The organism is Heyndrickxia sp. FW510-T9 (assembly GCF_058781025.1).
On record NZ_JBYSWK010000044.1, the window covers coordinates 1 to 23,480 of the forward strand.

General features: G+C 34.8%; 21 protein-coding genes. 4 read left to right on the top strand and 17 right to left on the bottom strand.

Annotation, left to right across the window (positions count from 1 at the left end; all coding sequences use genetic code 11):
- Positions 1-32 precede the first annotated feature (32 nt).
- The 3 genes from AC3WJF_RS17935 to AC3WJF_RS17945 all read right to left on the bottom strand — a co-directional run bounded on the left by AC3WJF_RS17935 (position 33) and on the right by AC3WJF_RS17945 (position 3,916).
- Positions 33-446, bottom strand: coding sequence for a gamma-glutamylcyclotransferase family protein (locus AC3WJF_RS17935; protein ID WP_492454638.1), 414 nt, complete (start codon positions 444-446; stop codon positions 33-35).
- A 32-nt stretch (positions 447-478) separates the two neighbouring features.
- On the bottom strand, positions 479-1,471 hold the full coding sequence (locus tag AC3WJF_RS17940) for a nuclease-related domain-containing protein (RefSeq protein WP_492454640.1): 993 nt from the start codon (positions 1,469-1,471) through the stop codon (positions 479-481).
- A 1,065-nt stretch (positions 1,472-2,536) separates the two neighbouring features.
- Positions 2,537-3,916, bottom strand: a complete 1,380-nt coding sequence (locus AC3WJF_RS17945; RefSeq protein WP_492454642.1) for a cadherin-like beta sandwich domain-containing protein — start codon at positions 3,914-3,916, stop codon at positions 2,537-2,539.
- 138 nt (positions 3,917-4,054) lie between these two features.
- On the opposite strand from AC3WJF_RS17945, the gene AC3WJF_RS17950 reads away from it, so the two are divergent.
- Positions 4,055-5,446 carry a hypothetical protein gene (locus AC3WJF_RS17950; RefSeq protein ID WP_492454644.1) on the top strand — a complete coding sequence of 464 codons (1,392 nt, stop codon included), beginning with the start codon at positions 4,055-4,057 and terminating at the stop codon, positions 5,444-5,446.
- 657 nt (positions 5,447-6,103) lie between these two features.
- Here the strand turns inward: AC3WJF_RS17950 and AC3WJF_RS17955 are convergent.
- The 3 genes from AC3WJF_RS17955 to AC3WJF_RS17965 all read right to left on the bottom strand — a co-directional run bounded on the left by AC3WJF_RS17955 (position 6,104) and on the right by AC3WJF_RS17965 (position 7,914).
- Entirely contained in the window at positions 6,104-6,763 is a 660-nt protein-coding gene (locus tag AC3WJF_RS17955) for a CatB-related O-acetyltransferase (protein WP_492454646.1), read from the bottom strand.
- A 434-nt stretch (positions 6,764-7,197) separates the two neighbouring features.
- Complete coding sequence (locus AC3WJF_RS17960) at positions 7,198-7,527, bottom strand: CHY zinc finger protein (RefSeq protein ID WP_492454647.1); 330 nt, start codon at positions 7,525-7,527, stop codon at positions 7,198-7,200.
- A 51-nt stretch (positions 7,528-7,578) separates the two neighbouring features.
- Complete coding sequence (locus tag AC3WJF_RS17965) at positions 7,579-7,914, bottom strand: L,D-transpeptidase (protein ID WP_492454649.1); 336 nt, start codon at positions 7,912-7,914, stop codon at positions 7,579-7,581.
- A 205-nt stretch (positions 7,915-8,119) separates the two neighbouring features.
- Between AC3WJF_RS17965 and AC3WJF_RS17970 the strand changes: the two genes are divergently transcribed.
- Complete coding sequence (locus AC3WJF_RS17970; protein WP_492454651.1) at positions 8,120-8,770, top strand: DUF975 family protein; 651 nt, start codon at positions 8,120-8,122, stop codon at positions 8,768-8,770.
- Between the two features lie 79 nt (positions 8,771-8,849).
- On the opposite strand, the gene AC3WJF_RS17975 is transcribed toward AC3WJF_RS17970, so the two are convergent.
- The 10 genes from AC3WJF_RS17975 to AC3WJF_RS18020 all read right to left on the bottom strand — a co-directional run bounded on the left by AC3WJF_RS17975 (position 8,850) and on the right by AC3WJF_RS18020 (position 17,457).
- Complete coding sequence (locus tag AC3WJF_RS17975) at positions 8,850-10,115, bottom strand: metal-dependent hydrolase family protein (RefSeq protein ID WP_492454653.1); 1,266 nt, start codon at positions 10,113-10,115, stop codon at positions 8,850-8,852.
- Positions 10,116-10,159: 44 nt separating this feature from the next.
- Positions 10,160-11,368 (bottom strand): M20 metallopeptidase family protein, encoded by a 1,209-nt coding sequence (locus tag AC3WJF_RS17980; protein WP_492454655.1) that lies wholly within the window; start codon positions 11,366-11,368, stop codon positions 10,160-10,162.
- A gap of 102 nt (positions 11,369-11,470) precedes the next feature.
- Positions 11,471-12,655 (bottom strand): hypothetical protein, encoded by a 1,185-nt coding sequence (locus AC3WJF_RS17985; protein WP_492454657.1) that lies wholly within the window; start codon positions 12,653-12,655, stop codon positions 11,471-11,473.
- 304 nt (positions 12,656-12,959) lie between these two features.
- A complete protein-coding gene (locus tag AC3WJF_RS17990) occupies positions 12,960-13,091 on the bottom strand; it encodes a YjcZ family sporulation protein (RefSeq protein WP_492454659.1) in 132 nt (43 codons plus the stop codon).
- A gap of 402 nt (positions 13,092-13,493) precedes the next feature.
- Positions 13,494-13,970: an SRPBCC family protein gene (locus AC3WJF_RS17995; protein ID WP_492454700.1), complete on the bottom strand. Its 477-nt coding sequence runs from the start codon at positions 13,968-13,970 to the stop codon at positions 13,494-13,496.
- A gap of 100 nt (positions 13,971-14,070) precedes the next feature.
- Positions 14,071-14,502 carry a VOC family protein gene (locus AC3WJF_RS18000; RefSeq protein WP_492454661.1) on the bottom strand — a complete coding sequence of 144 codons (432 nt, stop codon included), beginning with the start codon at positions 14,500-14,502 and terminating at the stop codon, positions 14,071-14,073.
- A 103-nt stretch (positions 14,503-14,605) separates the two neighbouring features.
- Entirely contained in the window at positions 14,606-15,451 is an 846-nt protein-coding gene (locus AC3WJF_RS18005; RefSeq protein WP_492454662.1) for a class I SAM-dependent methyltransferase, read from the bottom strand.
- Between the two features lie 120 nt (positions 15,452-15,571).
- A complete protein-coding gene (locus AC3WJF_RS18010; RefSeq protein WP_492454664.1) occupies positions 15,572-16,459 on the bottom strand; it encodes a TIGR01777 family oxidoreductase in 888 nt (295 codons plus the stop codon).
- Between the two features lie 210 nt (positions 16,460-16,669).
- Positions 16,670-17,149 (bottom strand): divergent PAP2 family protein, encoded by a 480-nt coding sequence (locus AC3WJF_RS18015; protein ID WP_492454666.1) that lies wholly within the window; start codon positions 17,147-17,149, stop codon positions 16,670-16,672.
- A 41-nt stretch (positions 17,150-17,190) separates the two neighbouring features.
- Positions 17,191-17,457: a DUF1292 domain-containing protein gene (locus AC3WJF_RS18020; protein ID WP_492454668.1), complete on the bottom strand. Its 267-nt coding sequence runs from the start codon at positions 17,455-17,457 to the stop codon at positions 17,191-17,193.
- A 269-nt stretch (positions 17,458-17,726) separates the two neighbouring features.
- Here AC3WJF_RS18020 and AC3WJF_RS18025 point away from each other — a divergent pair, with 269 nt between their 5' ends.
- Positions 17,727-18,083 carry a VOC family protein gene (locus AC3WJF_RS18025; protein ID WP_492454670.1) on the top strand — a complete coding sequence of 119 codons (357 nt, stop codon included), beginning with the start codon at positions 17,727-17,729 and terminating at the stop codon, positions 18,081-18,083.
- A gap of 137 nt (positions 18,084-18,220) precedes the next feature.
- On the opposite strand, the gene AC3WJF_RS18030 is transcribed toward AC3WJF_RS18025, so the two are convergent.
- Entirely contained in the window at positions 18,221-21,433 is a 3,213-nt protein-coding gene (locus tag AC3WJF_RS18030) for an SNF2 helicase associated domain-containing protein (protein WP_492454672.1), read from the bottom strand.
- Between the two features lie 164 nt (positions 21,434-21,597).
- Between AC3WJF_RS18030 and AC3WJF_RS18035 the strand changes: the two genes are divergently transcribed.
- On the top strand, positions 21,598-23,430 hold the full coding sequence (locus AC3WJF_RS18035; protein WP_492454674.1) for an alpha/beta hydrolase family protein: 1,833 nt from the start codon (positions 21,598-21,600) through the stop codon (positions 23,428-23,430).
- Positions 23,431-23,480 lie beyond the last annotated feature (50 nt).

The window sequence follows — 23,480 nt, forward strand, 5'->3', positions numbered from 1 at the left end:
TTTTTACGATTCTACTTTATCTAAAATTAATATTAGTTTGGTTTTTCCATTTTGATAGTGAAACTTTCTGATAAATATTTCAACCAATCACCTGATTCAATCAGACTGCTTTTTTCAAATAATTGATTTTGACCAAGATATACAAATACCTCTTCTTCTCCTTCATTTGTATAAACCTTCGTTTTGATTCTGTTATATAAATTGTTTTCTCCGCCTTCTTCATAGTCCTCCAATTCGTCAACCGATTTTAATTGTTCATCATCGATTTCATAGATCTCTCCGAACACCTTGAAAGAAGAGTGTTGTTTAATTGCTGGATACCCAAACCCAGTGTCATGCAATTCCCCATATGTCCAGCATTGATTGACAATACAAGAAGCTCCATTTAAATAGTGCTCATTTGATCCTCCTTTTCTTAATGTTCCGTAGACAAATACCTTGTGCATATTGTCACCTCAAATATATTTTCTTCATTATACTAAAAATCTAAATGGGAGGCTTCATCAATATCGTTTGGCATCTTGTATCTAATGAAGCGGCCAGATCCTGTAGTTTTCAAATCCATTGATTTTAATAAATATCTAGCCGATTTTGGAGATTGAATTAATAAGAAATCGCGGCAATTTTGGTTAGAAATTGTGGGGTCTATAAGAAGGAAGTACTCTAAAATAGCTTTCCGAAAGCTTGATTTTGATTTACAGCCGCATTTTACACAATGCCAATTTTTATTTTTATATTTCATCGGATACGATTCACAAGAGGGGCATTGGACTCCACGAACAATTTCTTTTTGATCTATATCGTAGATTTGCAGAATATTTTTGTATAAAGGGGTATGAGCATTTACTAAAAGTGTGCTCAATTTTTTGATTTGAATGGTAGAGAACAATTTTTTCTTGTGAATTTGGTGAAAGTCCTTAATTCTTTCTAATAAACTTGTTGCATGAATCACGATTTTATAGATACTATTATCCTCTGCATTAGTTTCCAAAATAGTAGATTGGCGGCTAATTACAACTAAGGTTTCAATCGGATATGAATTGATATTTCGTTCTTCCATCCATTTTCGTAATAATTCCTTTTGTCGTTTCACTTGCGTTATAGGGTATGGATACCCTTTCTTTTTACCGTCTAATATTTGAATCATTTGCTTGAAATTTGTATCAAAAAATAAAGTTCCTTTGATGGTTTTTACTTCTAGGATAAGTGCAAAATTAGATGTGAGAATAAGTGTATCAATTTGGAAAGGTTGTGATTGATATTCGAGGCGTAATCCGTGGAAAAGAAAGTAATCCTTATCTGGTAGTTGTTCTAAATAATAATCAATATTTCTTTCTCCAAGATATCCTGTGTTAAAGGTTTTAAAATTATCTAATACAATAGGATATTTTTTGTGATTTTTTAGTAGTCGGTCGAGTAGTGCTTTGTCCTGTAATACTCTTATTGGAACTGTACGATTTTTTACGATCAAATTTCCATCACTCCTTTTCTTTATACTATTTACATTCAACTTTCTTGGGGATTTTCCTTCTTTTGTGAGGAAAATCTCATTTTTATGTGTCCTGCTTTTTTCTGCGCTCCCTATCTAGCAATCTATGCGACTCATTCTTCCTTTCATGTGCCTTATTTTGCTTTTAATGTGCCTCGCTTTCAGTTCAATGCGCCATACTTTTTTCTACGCTCCCTATCTAGCAACTTATGTGACTCATTCTTCCTTTCATGTGCCCTATTCTGCTTTTATTGTGCCTCGCTTTCAGTTTTATGTGCCCTGCTTATTTCTACGCTCCCTATCTAGCAATCTATGTGACCCATTCTTCCTTTTATGTGCCTTATTTTGCTTTTAATGTGCCTCGCTTTCAGTTCAATGCGCCATGCTTTTTTCTACACTCCCTATCTAGCAATCTATGTGACCCATTCTTCCTTTTATGTGCCCTATTTTGCTTTTATTGTGCCACGTTTTCAGTTCATTGCGCCATGCTTATTTCTACGCTCCCTATCTAGCAACTTATGTGACCCATTCTTCCTTTAATGTGCCCTATTCTGCTTTTATTGTGCCTCGCTTTCAGTTCAATGCGCCATGCTTTTTTCTACGCTCCCTATCTAGCAAACTATGTGACCCATTCTTCCTTTTATGTGCCCTATTCTGCTTTTATTGTGCCACGTTTTCATTTTAATGTGCCCTCTTTATTTTTTCGCTCCCTATCTTGTATCCTATGTGACCCATTCCTCTTTTTTTGTGCCTTACTCAGCTTTTACTGTGCCCCGCTTTCATTTTAATGTGCCCTCTTTATTTTTTCGCTCCCTATCTAGCGACCTATGTGACTCATTTCTCAATCTATGTGCCTTACTCAGCTTTTATTGTGCCCCGCTTTCTTTTTTATGTGCCCTATTTAGCCTATATTGAACCATCTCACACTTTTATGTAACCTGTAACCACCTACTGATTAAATGCCCATCACAATTACACTACTATTTAACTAATACATAATTACCCATACAAAAAATAAATAGCCTGCAATTAGCAGGCTATCATCCTTTAAAACCAACTCTTAATCTTTGTCCACAATCTGCCCCACCATGATGCTGATTGCTTTGTATTATTTTGGTTCGCATATTCAAAGTGATTCGGAACCGAACTAGTATTTGTTTGTACGGTATTATTTGAAGTAGGTGTTGTAATTACACTAGTGGTCGTCTTTTTTGCTTTTACAGCCTTGTCAAAAACAAGTACATACGTTTTTCGGTCATCACCTTTTGTGACTACAACAGATATGATTGTTTTTTTAGCATTCTCACCTAATTGAATAGTGCTTTTTCCACCGTTAATCGAAACAGATGCACCGGATATTTGTGGCACTTCATCAACCTTTACACTATCAACACTGCTTCCAACCGCAATATGGTAGGTATATGCATCTCGAGAAAATGTTTTATTCCAAGTCCCACTGGAAACACTTAAACTGCTAAGTTGTGCTTGGCTCTGTTTTATTTGACTTCCAGCTCCTTGACTTCCTTGAACATTGGTTCCTTGATTAGCGTTTCCTTGACCATAGGCACCTTGACTAGATTTCCCTTGACTGTAAGCTCCTTGACTAGAAGTATCTTTTCCTATATTCATATTGCCTTTATTTTTTTGACCAGTTTGACTATCAGGAAATCCCTTGTTAGGCTTACCATTACCATTATTACCTGTAGGGTTTTTCGGAGGAGTTTTATGATCGGTTCCCTCCGCTCTCACCACATGAAGGATATATTTATTAATCTCACCATTCTCAGCTGTTACTTCAATCGTTATGTTAGATTTTCCAACAGGTAGTTTTACCGAAGCGCGCCCTTGATTCAACACCATCCCATTCACCTTTACAATTTCAGTAGAATCAAAGACTTCAGGAGTTACTGTAAGCTCATCAATCACATTTTGGACCTGTACATCATATTCCTTTATAGAAGGATCAAATGCTTTTGATAGCTTTCCGCTTGAAAGTTTAATATTTTGCAACAAATTATTTCCGCTAGCTTTCCTTGTAATCGTTAAAGTATAAGTTACAGATGGATTAACACCATCATTAACAACAATGAGAAATTGGTTTTCACCCGTATAAACATCTAATTGTATATTCGACGGATCCGACACTGCATTGCCATTAATGGTTATTGCCTCATTTTCATTCCCTGTCAAATGTAAAGCTACACTTTTCACATCATTTTCAACCGTTGCATGATAATCCAGTAAGTTTGATGAAAAAGCTTTATCTAGCTGTACGCCATCAATCAGTAAATTTTCTAATGTATTTGCAGATGGATTTTGTTGCTCAATTACAGATGTTGTATCCGCTAAAGAATGAGGGACAAAAGTATAAGTTCCCGCACTAACAACAGTTACAGCCATCATGACTTTTAGTGTTTTAGCATGCATAATAAACCTCCAGGCTCCTTTTTATTTAAAAAATATCACTGGAAACTTAACTTTTTCTTAAAGACGATACTCCTACGTTTTATTGTTTTTAAAATGATGTGCTATAATATAACAGAACTAATGATTAGGAGGATTCCTATGCACACAAATCGACTAGTGATCATTGATCATCAAAAAAACATCCAGTTAACTGTTGAAAGAATGGCGATTTATTTACAGAGTAAAATCATCGAAGCCTATGACAAGCATCAACAAGTATACTATGTATTTTTTTACAAGGATCACTATCTTACTACTGCAAAAGCAACACAACTAAAAAGGTATTCACATATTGAACATGCTTTTAAAAAGGGAATCATCTTTCAATCAAACCATCCACTTGTCCGCACTATACTTACCACAGATCAACATTACAAAAAGCTCACCTTCAATCAAGTGATAGCCAAAATGGAAAAAATATTAACTCCACATGAAATGGCAAACCTTGCTACATTTTTTGAATCATTTATACCAAAGAAGAAAATTTTCACCTACATCCAAAACCTCTATTATGAATACCGTCGCAACGGTCAAATGTTTCATAGCTACCGTATTATTCGAATTCTAATGGATTTCGCACCAACTCACTCTTTTGTAAAAGAAATTTCCAATCACTTAGACTTTCTTAAATATTCCAAAATATATCACCAACAAGCTGATATTTTATTTGAAAAGGATCCTATTTTTACAGAAAAGGTTTTGTACTCAAAAAAAGAAGAGACAGCCCATTTTCAACAGCTTTCCAAATTACTTGAACTGCAATACAGATGGATTGATTTAATTGTGGTCTATACGGGGCAAGTATCCTTGGATCATGCAAATTTCTCCACCCTTCTCAAACTTTTGGAGGAACATTTTGAAGAAGAGCAACTTGTAGAGGTTTTAGAAGCTTTATTTGATAAAGTTCCAGGTAATTTGGAAGTTCAACAGTTTTTACTAAAAAAATACTTCCATTTGCATAACACGGAAAAAATCTTGAATTTATTGTCTTCGCAAAACATTACACTTAATGAAATACAAACAATTGAATTTGTAAAATTATTAGAGGAATTTGATATTGCGGTTCATCACAATCACCTTGAAAAACTCCATTTATTTTTAATCCCCTTTTTCAAGTTTAATCCAGAAAAGGCAGAGGAATTTCTGCAAAAATGGATTATTCTATTACTTTCGAAGGAATATGATATCGGTACTATTAAAGAACTCCTAGTACCATTAAGACAAGTAAAACAAGCGATCCCCATTTTAATGAAAATCGAAAAAATGTACAGACTAACGAATGATCCCGACCAACAGCTTTTATTAGGGGAGCTTTATTATCACTTTAAACAGTATGATCAAGCTATTGAATGCTTTAGCTGGGAAATGGAACTAAAAGGTTTTGACCCAAAACCTGTTCAATGGCTATCGAAGGTTTATCATGAATTAGGAATGAAGCAAGAATTTATGGCTTATCAAAAGCTTTGTATAGACATGCAAAAAAGAGCATAAGGAACTCTATATTCACTCTCTTATCGTAAAAATACCCGCTCTCCCTTAGAATAAGCCGTTCTCTTTTGGATTACCCAAATAGAAAAGCGTATATAAAACAAGTATAAAAGCAGTGGATTTCACACCCGAAATCGCACTGCTTTTAGCCTTATTAAGAGGTGATGTATTGTAAAATTAGTAATAATACTTTTTGCACTAACGAATTAGGTTTGTTGAAAAAGGATTTGGTTTATTATTGTTGAATTAAATAGATATTGGCTATGATAGCTTTTAAGTAACTTATATATATGTAAATGTCAGGATGCAAATTGGAGGTGGGATATTCTTGAAACGGGCCGGGATTATTGTAGCAATAATATCTTTTTTTTCCTGGATAATAGGTTCGTTATTAATTTTTAGCTTATTTAGTCGCAGTGAAAGACCAATATTCATTCTGCTACTTGGAGCCGTAATAATTGTTTTTCAAAGATCAGTAAGATATTAGAAGAGTATAGGGAAATCTAATTAATCGAACTGATACGTCGATTCAAGTAGGATGAATACTTATTATTGTTAGGTCTTGAACTTCAAAAGAGTGAACTATTAAACTTTCGTGTGATAAATAAAAAATGTATGCAAAAAACTACATCCTATGCAGAATGTAGTTTTTCAAATGGATTATCTTTTCTTTACTTCAATGTTATAAAAATCAAATAACTGTTCAATGGATGAACTGTACAAAAGAGGAATTGCTCTCTCAATCAATTCTCTATCCCAATCAAACCAACGCATTTCCATTAACATATTAATTTCTGAATCTGTGAACCGTTTCTTTATTTCTTTTGCAGGATTACCACCAACTATTGTATACGGTGGAACGTTTTTAGAGACCACGGAACCTGCTGCAATGATTGCACCTTCACCAATTGAAACGCCAGGCATTATTATAGCATTCATACCAATCCAGGCGTCGCTTTTAATGACTGTATCACCCTTTGGTTCATATGATCGTTCTATTTGCTCAACAAATGGATAAACTGTAATCCATTCTGAATGGTGGTTATGATTACCCCCCATTAAAATGACAACTCCACTTGCAATACAAACATAATTTCCAATAATGAGTTTATCTAGATGCCAACCGAACTGTTCAATTGGATTGAAGAGTTCTTGAGATTTAGCATCACCCCATAAATACCTTACACAGCCATCTTCAAAATTTTGATTACCATAATAACCTGAATAATAGGAATACTCCCCTACTTCAATGAGTGGATTTGACACTATATCTTTTAAATACTTTGTTTCAGACCAATGATTAAATAGTGGATGATTCATAACTATATACCTCGCTTCTAAGTATTGTAGATTACGACTTACTTAGAAGCTTAATACCACAGCGACATTTTTAAACTTTTTCAAACGACGAATCATTTTCATCAGCCTTTCTTTTAAAGTAAAAAAAAATCATAACTTAAAAAATCACTATAGTCAAATTGTGAAATTATGTACTTAATGGGCGATTTTGTTAAATAAGAAATTTTAATTACAACAGGGAAACTGTCGTTTTTTTAGTTATTAAATTAGCATGTCTATTCGCACTGCAATTAGCAGAAGCGTAATAAAAATTATGCTCCTGCTATTTTAGTTGTTTTTATATGTGTTTTTTCACCTGCGGGTACTCTAAAAGAGAACGGCTTAACATTAGAGCTGGTTTTATTTTCAATCAAAAGAAAAAGCAAACCCTTTTAAGAACTACCTTTATCTAATCATCAAACTTCAAAATACAAATGACGATGAAGTTGACAACCCGGGTTAAAATCCGCCTTACAATTTGGACATATGTATTCACCTTTTAGATATTCTGTTATCGTTAATTCGGTTCCACATGATCCACATAAAATGGCTTTTTGCTGAAAATCTTCCTTTGGCCAAACAGCGTGATGATCACATCCGTGCTCTTCATGACATTCGAAGCAAGGATAATATGTATCGCAACAATAAAATTTGATCGCAATTCGATCTTTTTCAGTATGGTAATGTGAGCATCGTGTTTCGTTATCTACTAGACTTCCTTTTACTATGTGGCCATTTATATTCATAAATATCCCTCCAAATAGATCAATAGGGTTGTACAATCGGAAAGTTCACCATTAATCATGGATATAAACATTTGTCCCAATCGGTACTATAGATGCAAGTTGCAATACATCATGATTATACATTCTAATACAACCATGTGAAACGTTTTTTCCGATGGTTGATGGATTATTGGTACCGTGAATACCATAATGTGGTTTCGATAAACCCATCCAAAAAACTCCATATGGACCACCTGGATTCTTTTCTTTATTGATGATTTTATAATTCCCTGTCGGTGTAGGTGTAAGCATTTTCCCGATTGCTACAGGGTACTTCTTGATGACTTTACTAGCATCATATAGAGTTAAACGATGTTTTTTTGTATCAACATCAATCCATAATACCATTTTACCATCTCCATAACGTATTTTTCCGCTATTGTATGATAAGGTTATTAATTTGTTCTAAAAAAAGGTAATTGCCCAATTAACTATCCATCTCTATATAATCTATCTAAACAAATTTTACATTTATTTTTTTATGAAAAATTATACATTTTCTGTAAAGAAACAAATATTATTAGAGTAGATAACTAAAAGGGGGTTATACCGTTTGAAAATTAGCGAAATAAAACGTAATGCAAGACAAGCATTAAAAGGTAAATGGGGATTTGCTATTTTACTAGTCATCATCGTTTTTGCAATCAATAGTATTATATCGTCTATTTCAAATGTCTTTTTCGGTGGAGGAATCGCAGTAAGCAATGGTTCTTTAGGATACCATTTCAATGTAGGAAATCTTTTGACGTTTTTATTAACGCCTCTTACAGTAGGCTGTAGTTGGGTGTTCTTAAGCCTTGTTAGAGGTGAAGATATAGAAATCAGTCATTTATTCCGCTTATTTACAGATGGAAAACGATATATTAAAACAATTGGACTTGCACTGTTAGTTCTATTATTTACTACATTATGGACATTACTTTTCATTATACCAGGAATTATAAAAGGACTTGCCTACTCACAGGTTTATTATTTGTACAAAGATCATCCGGAGTATAAAATTACTCAACTAATTACAGAAAGTCGAAATTTAATGGATGGATACAAGTGGAAATACTTCCTACTGAATTTAAGCTTTATTGGATGGGGCATTTTAAGTATTTTCACATTAGGGATTGGATTACTATGGTTGGTTCCATATATTGATGCATCTTTAGCTGAATTTTACCGTCAAAGAGTGGATACATCAGAAGATGCAATATAAAAGAAGAGGAAATTTCCTCTTCTTTTTTTAACATATACATTCCGTTTATTAAAAACCGTTTACGAGACAAATCCAGTAATTATACGGTTGGAACTGGAACAACCAGTGTATCCTTATGCACTTTTCCACCTTTTACAACCAATACAATATTCGAGTTGTCTGCTAATGATGGAAGGTCTGTCAGCGGATTTGTTTTGGTTATCACAACATCTGCCAGCTTTCCAGTCTCTAGTGTTCCTAATTTTCCCTCCCATCCCATACATTTTGCTGCAACTTTTGTAGTGGCAACAATGGTTTCCATAGGAGTCATGCCTATCTCATTCATAAGTGCAAGCTCTCGTAAATTCGTACCATGCTTCATCACGCCCGCATCGGTTCCCATCGCAATTTTCACTCCTGCTTGATATGCTTTTGCAATGCTTTTTTTATGCGCTTCAAATGATTCTTGGGCTTTTTTCACACCCCATTCGGGCATTCCAGCTTCTTCTGCCAGCTCTAAAACGGAAAGTGGGGCCAATAATGTTGGCACTAGGTAAGTTCCATGCTTTAGCATAAGTTCAATACATTCATCATCCAAATAAATACCGTGTTCGATTGAGTGAATTCCTGCCTTGATGGCATTTTTGATTCCTTCTGACCCCTGTGCATGTGCCATTACCTTTAAACCTTTACGGAAAGCAGCTTCCTCGACCATAACCTTCAATTCATCGATATTAAATTGAGTGAATTCTGGATGATCAGTAGCGCTCAGAACACCACCTGTGGCATGGACTTTTATGACATCTGCACCAGCACGCAACACTTCTCTAACTGTTTTTCTTACCTCTTCTACTCCATTGCAAATTCCATTAGGCATTCCTGGATATTCATTATGCATCAGTTTCACATGTTGACCAGAAGCTGTATACGAATCACCGTGACCGCCAGTAGTCGTTAACGCAGTAATACTAACTTGCATCCTTGGTCCAACAATATAACCTTGTTCCACCGCTTGTTTAACACCTGCATCTGTACCACCGCAATCTCTTACACTTGTAATTCCTGCGTTTATCGTATTACGTAAATATTCTTCAGCTTTGTAAAAATTAAGAGAAAATGGAGTCGCTAGTCTCTTTTCAATTGGCTCATATTCCATCATCATATGGACATGAGTATCAATGAAACCAGGTAGAATACAGCCGCCGCCAGCATCGATGGTACAAACATCACTTGAAAATTCCGGAAGATTATCTAATTTCCCTACATAAACTAATTTTTCACCTTCAAATGCCAAAGCAGCATCTTTAATTGGCTTTCCACCATTACCATCTATTAATGTCCCGTTTGTAATAACTGTTACTGTCATCTTTTCTCCATCACCTTTCATTTGATATTTTTATAGCATTTCAATCACTGGATGGCCGTAGCTTCACTTTCAACAGCATTATTTTGTTTTAAATAGGTAAGAGTGGCTGCACCTAGTGTTTTTGCAGCAATTAATAATGCTCGTTCATCAATATCAAACTTTGGATGATGATGTGGGTAGGTGAACTCCCGATTTGGAATTTCTGCCCCGGTGAAAAAGAATGTGCCCTTTACATGTTGTAAATAATAGGCATAATCTTCACCACCCATTTGTGGTTCTCCGACAACAACTTGTTCAACACCCGGTACACCTTTTGCTACCTCTGCTACAAATTCTGTATCTTCTTTGTGATTTACTAACGCAGGATAACCTCTTGTATAGTTATACTTATACGTCGAATCAGTTGCTTGACATGTACCGTTTGTAATAACCTCGATTTCTTTTTCGATAAAATCTCTTACATTATCATTAAATGTTCTGACAGTTCCTTTTAAAACTGCTTTATCCGCAATAACATTAAAGGCATTTTCAGCCACAAAGGAACCGACAGAAACAACTGCAGGAGCTAATGGATTAACCCTTCTACTTACTACTTGCTGAAGATTCATAACTAATTGTGAGGCTGTTACGATAGCATCCTTCGTTTGATGTGGTGATGCTCCGTGGCCACCACGGCCTTGAATGGTAATTTCAAAGCTATCAGCTGCTGCCATAACTGGCCCTATTCCATATACGATGGTTCCAACTGGTACAGCAGATGACAAATGTGTTCCGTAAATAACATCTACTCCGTCTAAGCAACCATCTTCAATCATCGCAATTGCCCCGCCGGGTGAAACTTCCTCGGCATGCTGATGAATGAAAACAATCGTTCCATCGAGTTCTTCTTTGATACTATTTAGCGCTTTTGCAAGTCCCAGTAATGTTGCTGTATGTCCATCATGACCACAAGCATGCATAACTCCTGGAACCTTTGATTTATACGGAACTTCATTTTCCTCTTGAATCGGCAATGCATCAAAATCTGCTCTTAGTCCTACTGTTTTCCCTGGTCGGCCGCCTTTGAGAATAGCTACTACACCTCGTCCGCCGACTTCGGTTCTTACTTCATGTCCAAGTGTTTGATGAAAAGCAGCTACAAATTTAGGAGTTTCTACTTCCTGAAAAGATAGTTCGGGATTTTGATGAAGATGTCTGCGAATCTCTACGATTTCCTCATACAATTCGTCTAGCTTTGAAAATAACGATTTCAATGTTCATTCCTCCTAAAAATTTATGTAAACCTTGACCAAATATAAAAGAAATTGGTCAAGGTTGACTAACTGTTCTCATCTAATAGTACCGAGGATCAAATGTTATAGTGTTTTTACTAAAATTCCAGCAATAATAACAGATGCAATTGTCACGGTCGTAAATCCACCGATTAACATTGGAGTTAAAATTTCGTCAAATATTTCTTTTTGTTCCTTTTCATTGCGGGCAACACTTCGACTAACTTCCTCACAAAGCAAATAGTCACCAGGAAATCCAAACATCGCTGTTAAAGCTACCGGAATTCCTTTAAAAGGATCCCATTTTAACAACTTTGATGCGACAAAACCACCAATCATTATCCCAATAGTACCAATTGCCAGAATGGCTATCACTTGAGGCAAATAACCAACAAACATCTTAAACGTTATGCCATTCATCGAAGAAATAACGATAAAAACTATCCCTAGCATTCCGACAGTAAATGCATTAGCACGTTCCATCATATTATCTTGATAAAATTTTAGTTTTGTTCCGATTAATCCTAATGCTAAGCACCATAAGCTATAGTTAATACCTGTTATTTTATCTAAAATAATTGCTATTGCTCCGCCTAAAAATAACTTAAAAAGCAAAATGATATTACTATTAAAATTATATTTTTTTGTCTTTACTGCTGCTTTTGTCTCACTTAAACGAACTGTATCCGGCAAAGCGTCGACTGAAGCGGCAACAAAGGTGCCAGCATCCATTGTGTTACGTAGCTTCAATGCATGTTTTCTTAGGAGATTTGCTGCAAGGGGCATTCCTATTAAGCCCTGAAGTGCCATAATTAAAACAGGTACGGTTATTAAGCTTACTAAACCTAACCTCTTTAATTCTGTAGTTGTTACAATAAACGCAATAATTCCTCCAGTTAATGGTCCAATACCAGAAACAGCTGTTTTATAATCAAAAACGAATGTAACGATTAAAAGGATAAGAAGCGAAGAAACAATGACGCCTGATAGGGCAATTATTACTGCTTTAATTTGTTTCTTCATGACTTTTAATGGAATCAATGTACCCATATGTACAATTAGTGGTGCGGTCATTACCGCTCCAACGGTAGCAAAGGTAGACTTCTCTACGAGATTGGAAGGGAAAATGCCTGTCCAAACTAAAGTTAGATAACCAATTAATACTACCAATAACATGGGAATTCTAGCTCTCGAGACGATGGAAACTACTTCACCAACAGAAATTAATGCTAAAATAAGCATTGTCGCAATGACAGGCTGATTAAGCATTTTTTACCCCTCCTCTGTAATCTTTCATTTTTGCTACATCTTTCTATTAATCTTACAGCCCCGTGAATACAATTCTTTATGACTGCTTCGTTTTACTCTATCACCACGAAAAAGTAATTTCAATAGTCGTTACATACTAAATTTTCCGTCATTTTCGACATTATTATTTAAACTATAGAACTATTTTCCTAATCACTATTTATTTCATATCCCGCCTTTACATAAAAAAATAAAGGACAGAACATCTGCCCCTTATTCAATCATCACATTCATCATCTAGACTGAAATCCATAAATTATTGTTATTATCTAACAAATGCTGCACCAACAATAATTAAAAGGATGAACAATACAACGATTAATGCAAATGTTGATCCCATACCTGCACCACCTGGATATCCGTAACCTGGATTACCATAACCACCGTAACCACACATAGTAGTCACCTCCTTCAAAAACTCTATATAGATTGTTTCATTCAATCTATATAAATAAAGTATGTATTTCGAGATTATTCGTATAGACATACATATATCTTAGTGTGAAATTTTCTGGAATGTTTTAATTTAAAGTTCTCGTTTCAAATTTTTCCATGTTCTAAAGAATATTTGCCAACGAAACGTTTTTTAGCAAATACAGTTATGTTGCATATTAAGTATCTGTTTTACACAAGAAAAAAGCGTATGCATATAACATACGCTTTAAATGAGGTACTTTATGAAATGGTCACGGGGTATTATAAAGTATGCAAAAAATTAAAAATGTTAAAAGACAAGTATGGAGATTATGAAAATGTGTTTTTATCATATGTATTCGAATAAAACTTATTAAACAATTAACTACATTTTAACTTGATCAACTATAACCTTATATTTTTCAAATACCGTTTCCCATTCATCCATAGGAAATTCCATATAAATTCCTTTCAATAATGCAGCCATTACATCAAGAGTTATATGCCATCCAGAGATGTCTTTTGCTGTACGATCACTTAGAATAGGGAAAAAATCTTTTAATACTAATAAGCATCCATTTGATTGTGGTGTTAATTCAAACCGTACCGTGCCTTCACCCCATTCATATGCTAAGACAGCATTTTTTTCAAAATCTATAATTTTCATGTCAATTGCGGCTCCAGAACCATCATTCATATTAAACTTAATCGTTCCACCTTTTTGAAGGTCTATGACTTGAAGATTGGAGAACCACCTTTCCAGTTTTTCATTCGTGGTTAAAGCTCCCCATACTTCCTCCACTGAATGTGGAAGATAACGGTTAAAGACAGCCATATATCCATTCTCTACTTTATCGAACATAGCTAACAAATAAATTCCTCCTCAAATAAACGTACTATACATTTTTTCTAAACAGCGATATAGAAAATAGGCTGCATAAACAGCCTATTCACTAATTATATTATTGGTTATTTTCACCAAGAGTTGAAACTTGCCACATAATACCGAACTTATCTGTTACTTGTCCATAGGAAGGGCTCCAAAACGTTTGTTGCAGTGGCATAATTACTTTACCGCCATCTTGTAGTTTTCCAAATACTTCTTGTGATTTTTCCACTGTGCCGATAGTAACGGCAATTGTAACTTGATCACCGAGTTGATGTGGTTGTCCAGGATGTGTATCAGATAGCATTAAATCTGAATTCCCAATTTTTAGATGCGCATTTAATACAAGATCTTTTACTTCTGCTGGAGTTGGATTTTCTGGATCACTTGGTAAATCTCCAAAAGTTTGAAGGTTGAGCACTTCTGCATCCAAAGCTTCTTGATAAAATTTAACCGCTTCTTGCCCATTTCCGTTTAACACTAAATAAGGATAAATTCCTACAACCATTATTCGCACCTCGTTTATTAAATTTTTTTCAAGTTGATGAACATATGTTCGTATAATAAATTTATCATAAATAAAATCCAATTGCAAACGTTTTCCATAATATTTACTTTGCGATAAATGTAAAGGTTGACATTGGCTTCATGTTTGAAAAACGGACAGCATTTTCTAATAATTTCAATTCAGATTGAATAAGCGTTTTTAACTTAGATGGCATTTGCTCTACAGAATTAAGTTCTTCAATGTAATTGGTTAATGTATGCTCTATTTCCCATTTTCCATCCTGTAACTCAGGGGAATGAATGGAGGATTCCTTCATGATTTTCCATCCTGTATTCTCTGCTATTTCTATAACATCCATGGGAGTTACTAGTGTACGGACATTGGATAAGCTACTCTGTTTAAAACATTCATATTGAGCTTGAATAAGAATCGACAAAAAATGAGGTAGTTGCTCAGATGTATCAATTCTCGTATCCCATTCCGCATAACATAAAGCTTTTCCCCATTTTCTTATCTTTTTAAAAACCTCCTGTATTTCCTCAAAAGATGCAAAGTACCAAGAACTATGAGATAAAACAACATAATCAAAATATCCTATCGGAAAATCTATATTATCTGAAAGAATATCCACTTCAAAATCAACTTTTACTTTACTACCCAATTGTGTTTTTCTCAAATAATCTATGGAATCTCCTAATGAAATAGGGGCTCCATAATCAGGAGAAGCAATATCAATTCCATGGACAATGCCTTTTTCACCCACTAAATAAGCTAATGCCGCTGTTGTGTCCCCCTGTCCACAACCAATCTCCAGTACTTTACAACCTTCATTTATACCCCAAAACTCTGCTAATTTTAGACGATGTTCTGTTTGTATTTTTTGTATGTCAGAGTTTGACTCACCTGAAGCCATACATCCAACAATGTAATCTATTACATCATGATTCATAAATTCACTCCTATTGACAAAAAGTTGAGAGAGATATCGATTTTTCAAATGAAAAAGTGATGGATCACAACTCTCATAGTTATTTATCTATCCATTCGACATTTCAAGTTATTTTCCCTTTTATATAAGGATTTGTTTTAGAGCATCTTCTATTTTTTGATAGTTAAAGCGATACCCTTCCTTCTCTAGCCTTTCTGGAATCACCCATCGACTTTTCAAAATAAGTTCGGTTTCTGTTTTTATTAAGACAGCTCCCAATTCTAACATCCACTTCGGAGTAGGCAAACCAATCTTCCTATTCATTGCTTTCCGCATTTGCTCCATTAATTCACGATTTGTAACAGGGTTTGGTGAAGAACAATTAAATACCCCGCTTAAATCGTCTCGTTCTTGAAGGAAAAGTATAATTTGAAATATGTCCTCAACATGCACCCAGCTAAATTTTTGATTACCTGGCCCTTGGACACCTCCAAGTCCAAGCCGGACTAAGTTTTTAAAAGGTACTATTACTCCGCCATGGTCTCCTAAAACGATCGCAATTCTTAATGCAACTTGCCTAGTTCTAGGTAATTGAAAATCAAAGAAAGCTTTCTCCCATTCTCTTGCTACATCTACGGAAAAACCTGTGCCTATCTCACCGTTATCCTCTGTCATGGGTTTATCTTCTGCATGTCTATATATAGTTGCTGTACTTGAGTTAATCCAAAGCTCGGGGGGATTTTTACATTCCAAACATGCCTTACCAAGGATTTTCGTCGTTTCAATCCTTGATTGCAGTATTTCTCTTTTGTTTTTCTCATTATATCGGCAATCAACGGATTTACCGGCAAGATTTATTACCATTTCAGCATTTTCTAACGCCTCTACTATTCCTTCGTAATCATCCCAGCTAATGTTTGCAGTCTGCCTTGAAATAATCCTGACATCATAATCCAACTCTTGGAACTTTTGCTGCAAAAAAGTACCAATAAAACCTGTGCCTCCTGCAAGTACAATTTTCTTTTTCATGTAAGTTTCCCCTCTTTCCTTGTAAATAAGATCCATTTAATTATGTAACTTTATCTACGTTTGGATTGTGAAACACTTCACATGTATTGTATCAAATTTTCCCAATAATTTAAACAGTAAAAGTAAATAAAAAAAGTTGCTGAGCATATCAACAACTTCAATCGACAATAACTTTCTTATGTAAACTAATCGTTTTCATCACCGAATTAATTAACCGTAGTATAAAAAATATAATATGATACTAATGCAAATACCTACAATTGCACCCACAAGCACTTCAATTGGTCGATGTCCCAATAACTCCTTTAATGCCTCTCTCTGACCTTGAGGTGTATTCTTTTGAATAGATCTCATTTCTTGAACAAATTGATTGAATTCATCCATCAAGCGATTAAGGACAACTGCTTGTTTTCCTGCATGCCTACGAACACCTGCTGCATCGAACATAATAATAGAACTTACTACAACAGAAATGGCAAATGTAGTCGAAGCAACACCATTCACAATTCCAATTGCTGTTGACAAAGACGCAACTGCAGCGGAATGGGAGCTTGGCATACTCCCACTGCTAAATGCAAGCTCCGCATTCCAAGATCGATTTGTAATAAAGAAAATGGGAACTTTTACAATCTGGGCAAAAATGATAGAGGCAAAAGCAGCAATAAGTGGATAATTGTTAAAAAGACTCACTTTTTAACATCTCCTTTAATCTTTATTATTTGGGTTTATCATTATTTTTGGTTCATCATTGCATCAAATGCAGCAGATATTTTATCAAATTCTTCGTCACTTTCTATTTCCGACAAAAAGCCATCCTGTTCCACTTTTAAATAGAAAACATCGATGTCTTCTTCTTTTCCTTGCTGTAAGTCTTCAACAAAACTAACCGCTATATAATCTCCATCGGCTTCAGATATTATTCCAACAACCTCCACCTCTTGATCCTCATTATCCATATCACTAATTGTAAAAACTTCTCCAATTTCATAGTTTTCCATTATATTTTCCTCATTTCCTGTTAATTTATTGTTTAATATTTATTAAGTTATCCTATAGATCACATTTTAATTAAGAAATCTATATTAAACATTATTACTTAAAATAAATTTTAACACCACAATAACCTAAGTATTTCTTTAAGGGAAAGCAACTTTTCACAAAAGATAGAAATATTGAAATATTTTTTAAAATACCATTGATAAAAGAACATTCGTTCTGTACACTTGATATGTAATAAACTTATTTAAATTTAAGGAGGACTAACAAAATGCCTAATGCAGTAACATGGTTCGAAATAACAGGTAAAGACGGTAAATCGCTTCAAGATTATTACGCAAATTTATTTGGATGGAAAATTAATGCTGAAAATCCGATGAATTATGGATTAATTGATACAAATGGCCCTGGTATTAATGGTGGAGTTTGCTCCACTGACGAAGACCATTATGGTGTTACGGTTTTTGTAGAGGTGAATGACTTAGAAGCAACCTTACAAAAAGCTGTTGAACTTGGTGGAAAAATTGTACAACCCGTAACTGTTGTACCTAATATGGTTACATTTGCCCTATTCTCAGATGTTGAAGGCAATGTTATCGGTCTGACCAAGTCACAAAATGAAGCATAAGGAATTTTGATCAAAAGAACACCTCTTGCTGGTGTTCTTTTGATTGTGAAAAATAAATGGTTGTTTTTCGAGTAAATTTCACTTTTGGATTATAAAGCTCAGTTCAGCTTCGCATAACTTAGGCATCATTAACAAGACTATATCATTAATATTTCACGAATATCCTCTTCCGTCAGTGCTCGGGAAGTTTTCTCATCAGGACTGATTATTTCTTCTATTAAATGTTTCTTTTTTTCTTGAAGCTCGTTTATTTTCTCTTCAATAGTACCACGAGCTATGAGTTTAATGACTTGTACCACATTTTGCTGCCCTATACGATGTGCTCGATCTGCGGCTTGTTCCTCTACAGCCGGATTCCACCATGTATCATATAGTATTACGGTGTCAGCACCAGTTAAATTAAGCCCCGTCCCACCTGCTTTTAAGGAAATAAGGAATAAGTCACGTCCACCTGCATTAAATTTATTACATATTTCAATTCGCTCTTCCGATGGAGTTTGTCCATCAAGATAGTAGAAAGGAAAACCTCTATTTGTCAAATTCCTGCCTATTAAATCAAGCATTTTTGTAAATTGCGAGAAAATCAGCACTCTTCTGCCTGCATCCTTTGATTCCTCGATAATTTGCATAAGCTGCTCAAATTTCGCTGAGCTACCAGTATAACCATCAACAAAGAGTGCGGGGTGACAACAAATTTGTCTTAACCTTGTTAACCCTGCTAAAATCTTAATTCGATTTTTACGTAATGTATCCTTATCTAAATGCTTAAGTGTATCGTGCCTGAGCTTCGATAAATAGGCGGCGTATAGCTTTTTCTGATCCGGTAGTAAATCGACTAATGTCATTTCTTCCATTTTTTCCGGTAACTCTAATAGTACATCTTCTTTCAGCCTACGTAGCATAAATGGTCGGATCCGTCTTGCAATGGTCTTTCTTGTTAGATTACTGTATTCCTTTAACCCATGGAATAGATCTGGGAAGACTACATGGAAAATTGACCATAGCTCTTCAAGAGAATTTTCAATTGGGGTACCAGTTAGAGCAAAACGGTGACTAGCCTGTATTTTCCTAGCGGCCCTTGCTGTTTGCGTCATCGGGTTTTTAAAAGCTTGTGCCTCGTCAAAAAACACGGAATGAAAGGTTTGTTTTTCATACCAATGAATATCGCTACGTAACAATGGATATGAAGTAACGATTACATCCACATCCAAAACGGATCGTTGTATGGAATGCCGTTCATTTTTATTTCCGTCCATCACTACTGCTTGAATCTCAGGAGCAAACTTGAATATCTCATTTAGCCAATTATAAGTTAACGATGATGGACAAACGATTAATACAGGATGTTTCTTTTTTCGAATAACTGACAACTCCGAAAGGATAAACGTAATACTTTGTAATGTTTTACCTAAGCCCATATCGTCAGCTAAAATCCCGCCAAAACCAAAGCTTGCAAGTGTCTTCATCCACTGAAACCCGTGGATTTGGTAATCTCGCAAAATGGATTTCACTTGCTGAGGAACTTCGAATTTATTGATGTCCCGATTATATATATTTTCTAAAAATTCACGGAGTGATTTTTCATACACAAGTACATTTTCATCATCGATTGTGCTCAAAGCTTTGATCCCTTGAACAAATGGAATTTGGATTCCATCTACCAAATCATTTTGCTCAACTGGGAGGGCATATAAAAAACGGTGTATTTCTTCTATTTCCTTTGTTTCCAATGATAAAAGCGACCCGTTTTTTAAACGATAGTATTTTCGTTTTTCCTCTAAAGCTAATAACAGTTCTTTGATTTGTTTTTCGGGAATACCATCCATTTCAAATTTGAATTCCAGCCAATTGGTTCTATCTTTTTGCGCTTTAACTCTAATTCTTGGACGGGGATTTCCTCTAAAAATTCGATTTCGCACTGAGGTTGTTGCATAAATTTGTACATCCTTCTGAAGTTTAGGAATGATATGATACAAAAACACATATTCTAATTCCTCGTTATGTAAGAAATACCCACTATCTGTTTTTGTAAACTCACCTTCCTTCATTAACTGAAGGATCGTTTCCTCTTTTTCTAAATCTCTAATTACCTCCTTGCTTAGATGGTGCTCCGTATCTTCCAAAGGATTCAATACAATATTTTCATAATGAAACTCTAAACTTGCTAGAAGGCGATTTTTCACCCGATCTAAATATAGCTTAGCGATTAACGGTGTTTGATTCATTTGCTCCAAGATACTTTCAGATAAATGAACCTTACCTAATCTTTTTAAACTAGGTATCACCATTTCTTTATAAAAATTAAACTGCTCAGATGAAATTGTGATATGGCCATTCCCTGATTCTTTCAATAATTGTTGAATATATGTAAGCTTTTCAAAATCCTCGTTACTCAAATCGAATAATTTCCCATTAAATAGTGCGGTATGGTAGGATTCCAAGATTATTAATTTTTCTACTCCCTTTACCTTCAGTTGGTAATTTTGTTCTGCAGCTTCCATAAACGAAAATTGTAAAGGTAAAGACCCATTTTTAAAACAAAGTCCATCATATACATTTCCGCCATAGCAAAGCTTAACTGATGGTACTTTTGTAAGGATATGCTTAAGATTGTCCCATGAAGATGGAGGAATAGTTATCATATGATGATTTATTGGATGATCTAATTGCTTATGCAATGTTGTTTTATACACTACTTCATCACTTAAAACATCTATAAGCTGCTGAATAACAAGATCCATTTCTTTTTGAAAGCAATGTTTAATTGGGTCGTATGTAAAATTAGATGAAAGAGAGTATGCATTCCCCTCCTTCAGATTTTCTAAAAATTCCCGAATATGTTGAACGCTAATTCCTTCTATATTCATTTCCATTCCGAAAATATATCTTTCGTCATCTGTTCGAATCGGCTTACATATAAATTCTATATTAAGTAATTGCCTATCTTCAAAATGAAGGCGATGAGCGATTGAACGTTTTTTTCCTTTGAAAAGCTTTATTAGATTATCAGATTGTTCCTGAATTGGAACTGTAATTTGTCGTTTATTTGAAACTATTGGTAGCTTTCCCTTTTGTTGATATTCATAAAGAGCTAATAGAACTGCTGCGATATGCTGACAATCCTTTTGAAAAGAAGCAAGACTAGGACAACTACAATTTGCTTTAAAACTTTGTCCATCTTTATGTACGACGACTTGAAAGTCTTCCGTTCCTGTTACTAATGCTTCGCAATTATCAGAAGTAATTCGTTCAAGTATTACTTTATTCGTCCGATAAAAAGCCTCCCCTCTTTTGAAGGAGACAATTCCGCACATTTCTTTAATCATTTTTGGAGTTAACTTCAAATTCAATTGTACTGTTCCTCCTAAGGGTGATCTTCTACCCTTCATTCTATCATGTTATAACCAGTAAATTAAATTGAACTAACTTATTAACTATTTCATTGAAAATAAAAGGTTTTTTATCATTTATACACGAATATAATCTTTTATATGGATAAAGGGGGTAAAAATAGGTGTCCAAGAATACTAGTTCAACAAATGTAAAAAAATACACCATTGAGCAGTTTCTCAACTCCGAGTCGGTAATCTATAATTCTATTTCTTACGATGAAAAAAATGTGTTATATTCCAGTGATAAAAATGGGATATATAATGCATACATTGTTTCTTTGGAGGATGGTTCACAAAAACAAGTGACTCACTCTTCAGACAATGCTATCCATGCTATCTCATTCTTCCCTCAAGACAATCGCTTTTTATTTTTAAGTGATAATGGCGGTAACGAAATTTTGCATATTTATGTACAAAATGAAGATGGCACTACCATTGAATTAACAACAGGGGAACAGGAACGTGCAGAATATTATCAATGGAGCAGAGATGGAAAGAGCTTTTTTTATGGTTCTAATAAAAGAAATCCAAGCTACATGGATGTTTACGAAATGGATATTGAAACATTTGAGGCTACTTGCATCTTCACCAATAATGAAGGATATGAATGTAGAGCTATTTCACCGGATAAACGTTTTCTTGCATTAGCTAAGGTGAATAACTCAAATGACTCCAATATATATTTATATGACCGGGAACTCGAACTTATAAAACATATCAGCCAGCATGAAGGTGATGTTAATTATATTCCACAGAAGTTCAGCAAGGATTCTAAGCAATTATATTATTTAACAGATAAATATTATGAATTTCAATATTTGAACAAATATCATATCGATACTAATACTACTGAAGAAGTAGTGAAGGAAAATTGGGATATCATGCATTCCTTCTTCTCTCAAGACTTTCATTATCTTGTCTATGAGATTAATGAGGATGCGAAATCTGTAGTTAAAATCGTTAATGTTACAACGAATCAATTGTTAGAGCTTCCTGACTTACCAGAAGGACAGATTGTAGATGTAAAGCTTTCGAAAAGCGAACAATTAATTACTTTCCAATTTAACAGCTCTAACTCACCTTCGAATATACATGCTTACAATCTGGAAAACAAAGAATGGAAGCAGCTGACAAATACGCTTAATCCCGAAATTGATCAACAAGATTTAGTAACAGCTGAAGTCATTCGCTATCCATCCTTTGATGGACTAAATATTCCAGCAATCTATTATAAACCTGTTATTCGTAATGAGGAAAAGGTGCCAGCTCTTGTCTATGTACACGGTGGTCCTGGTGGGCAATCCAGAACGGAATACAATCCAATATTTCAATATCTAGCTAATCAAGGATATGCTATCCTAGCCGTTAACAATCGAGGAAGTTCTGGTTATGGAAAATCTTTCTTCAGCGCAGCAGATCTTCAGCATGGAGAAATTGATTTAGAAGATTGTATACAGGCAAAGACATTCCTTCAAGCACAGGACTATATTGATGGCAACAAAATCGGGATAATTGGTGGAAGCTACGGTGGATATATGGTGTTGGCAGCACTTGCCTTCAGACCAGATGAGTTTAATGTAGGAATAGATATTTTCGGTGTTTCTAATTGGGAGCGAACATTGAAGAGTATTCCGGCATGGTGGGAAAGCGTTAGGGATGCTCTTTATAAAAAACTTGGTAATCCTTATACTCAAACAGAGTATATTCGAAGTATCTCTCCATTGTTCCATGCGGAAAAGATAATCAAGCCATTAATTGTTTTGCAGGGTGCTAATGACCCACGTGTTTTACAGGTTGAATCCGATGAAATCGTTGCTGCGCTGCAAAAAAATAATGTTCCTGTAGAATATGTGGTCTTCCCAGATGAGGGCCATGGGTTTATGAAAAAAGAGAATAGAATAACTGGTTATCAATCAGTCCTCGTATTTTTAAATAAATATTTAAAACAAGCATAATAAAGTAAAAAGGAACAGATAGCTGTTTTTTTCTGTTCCTTTTTTCTAAT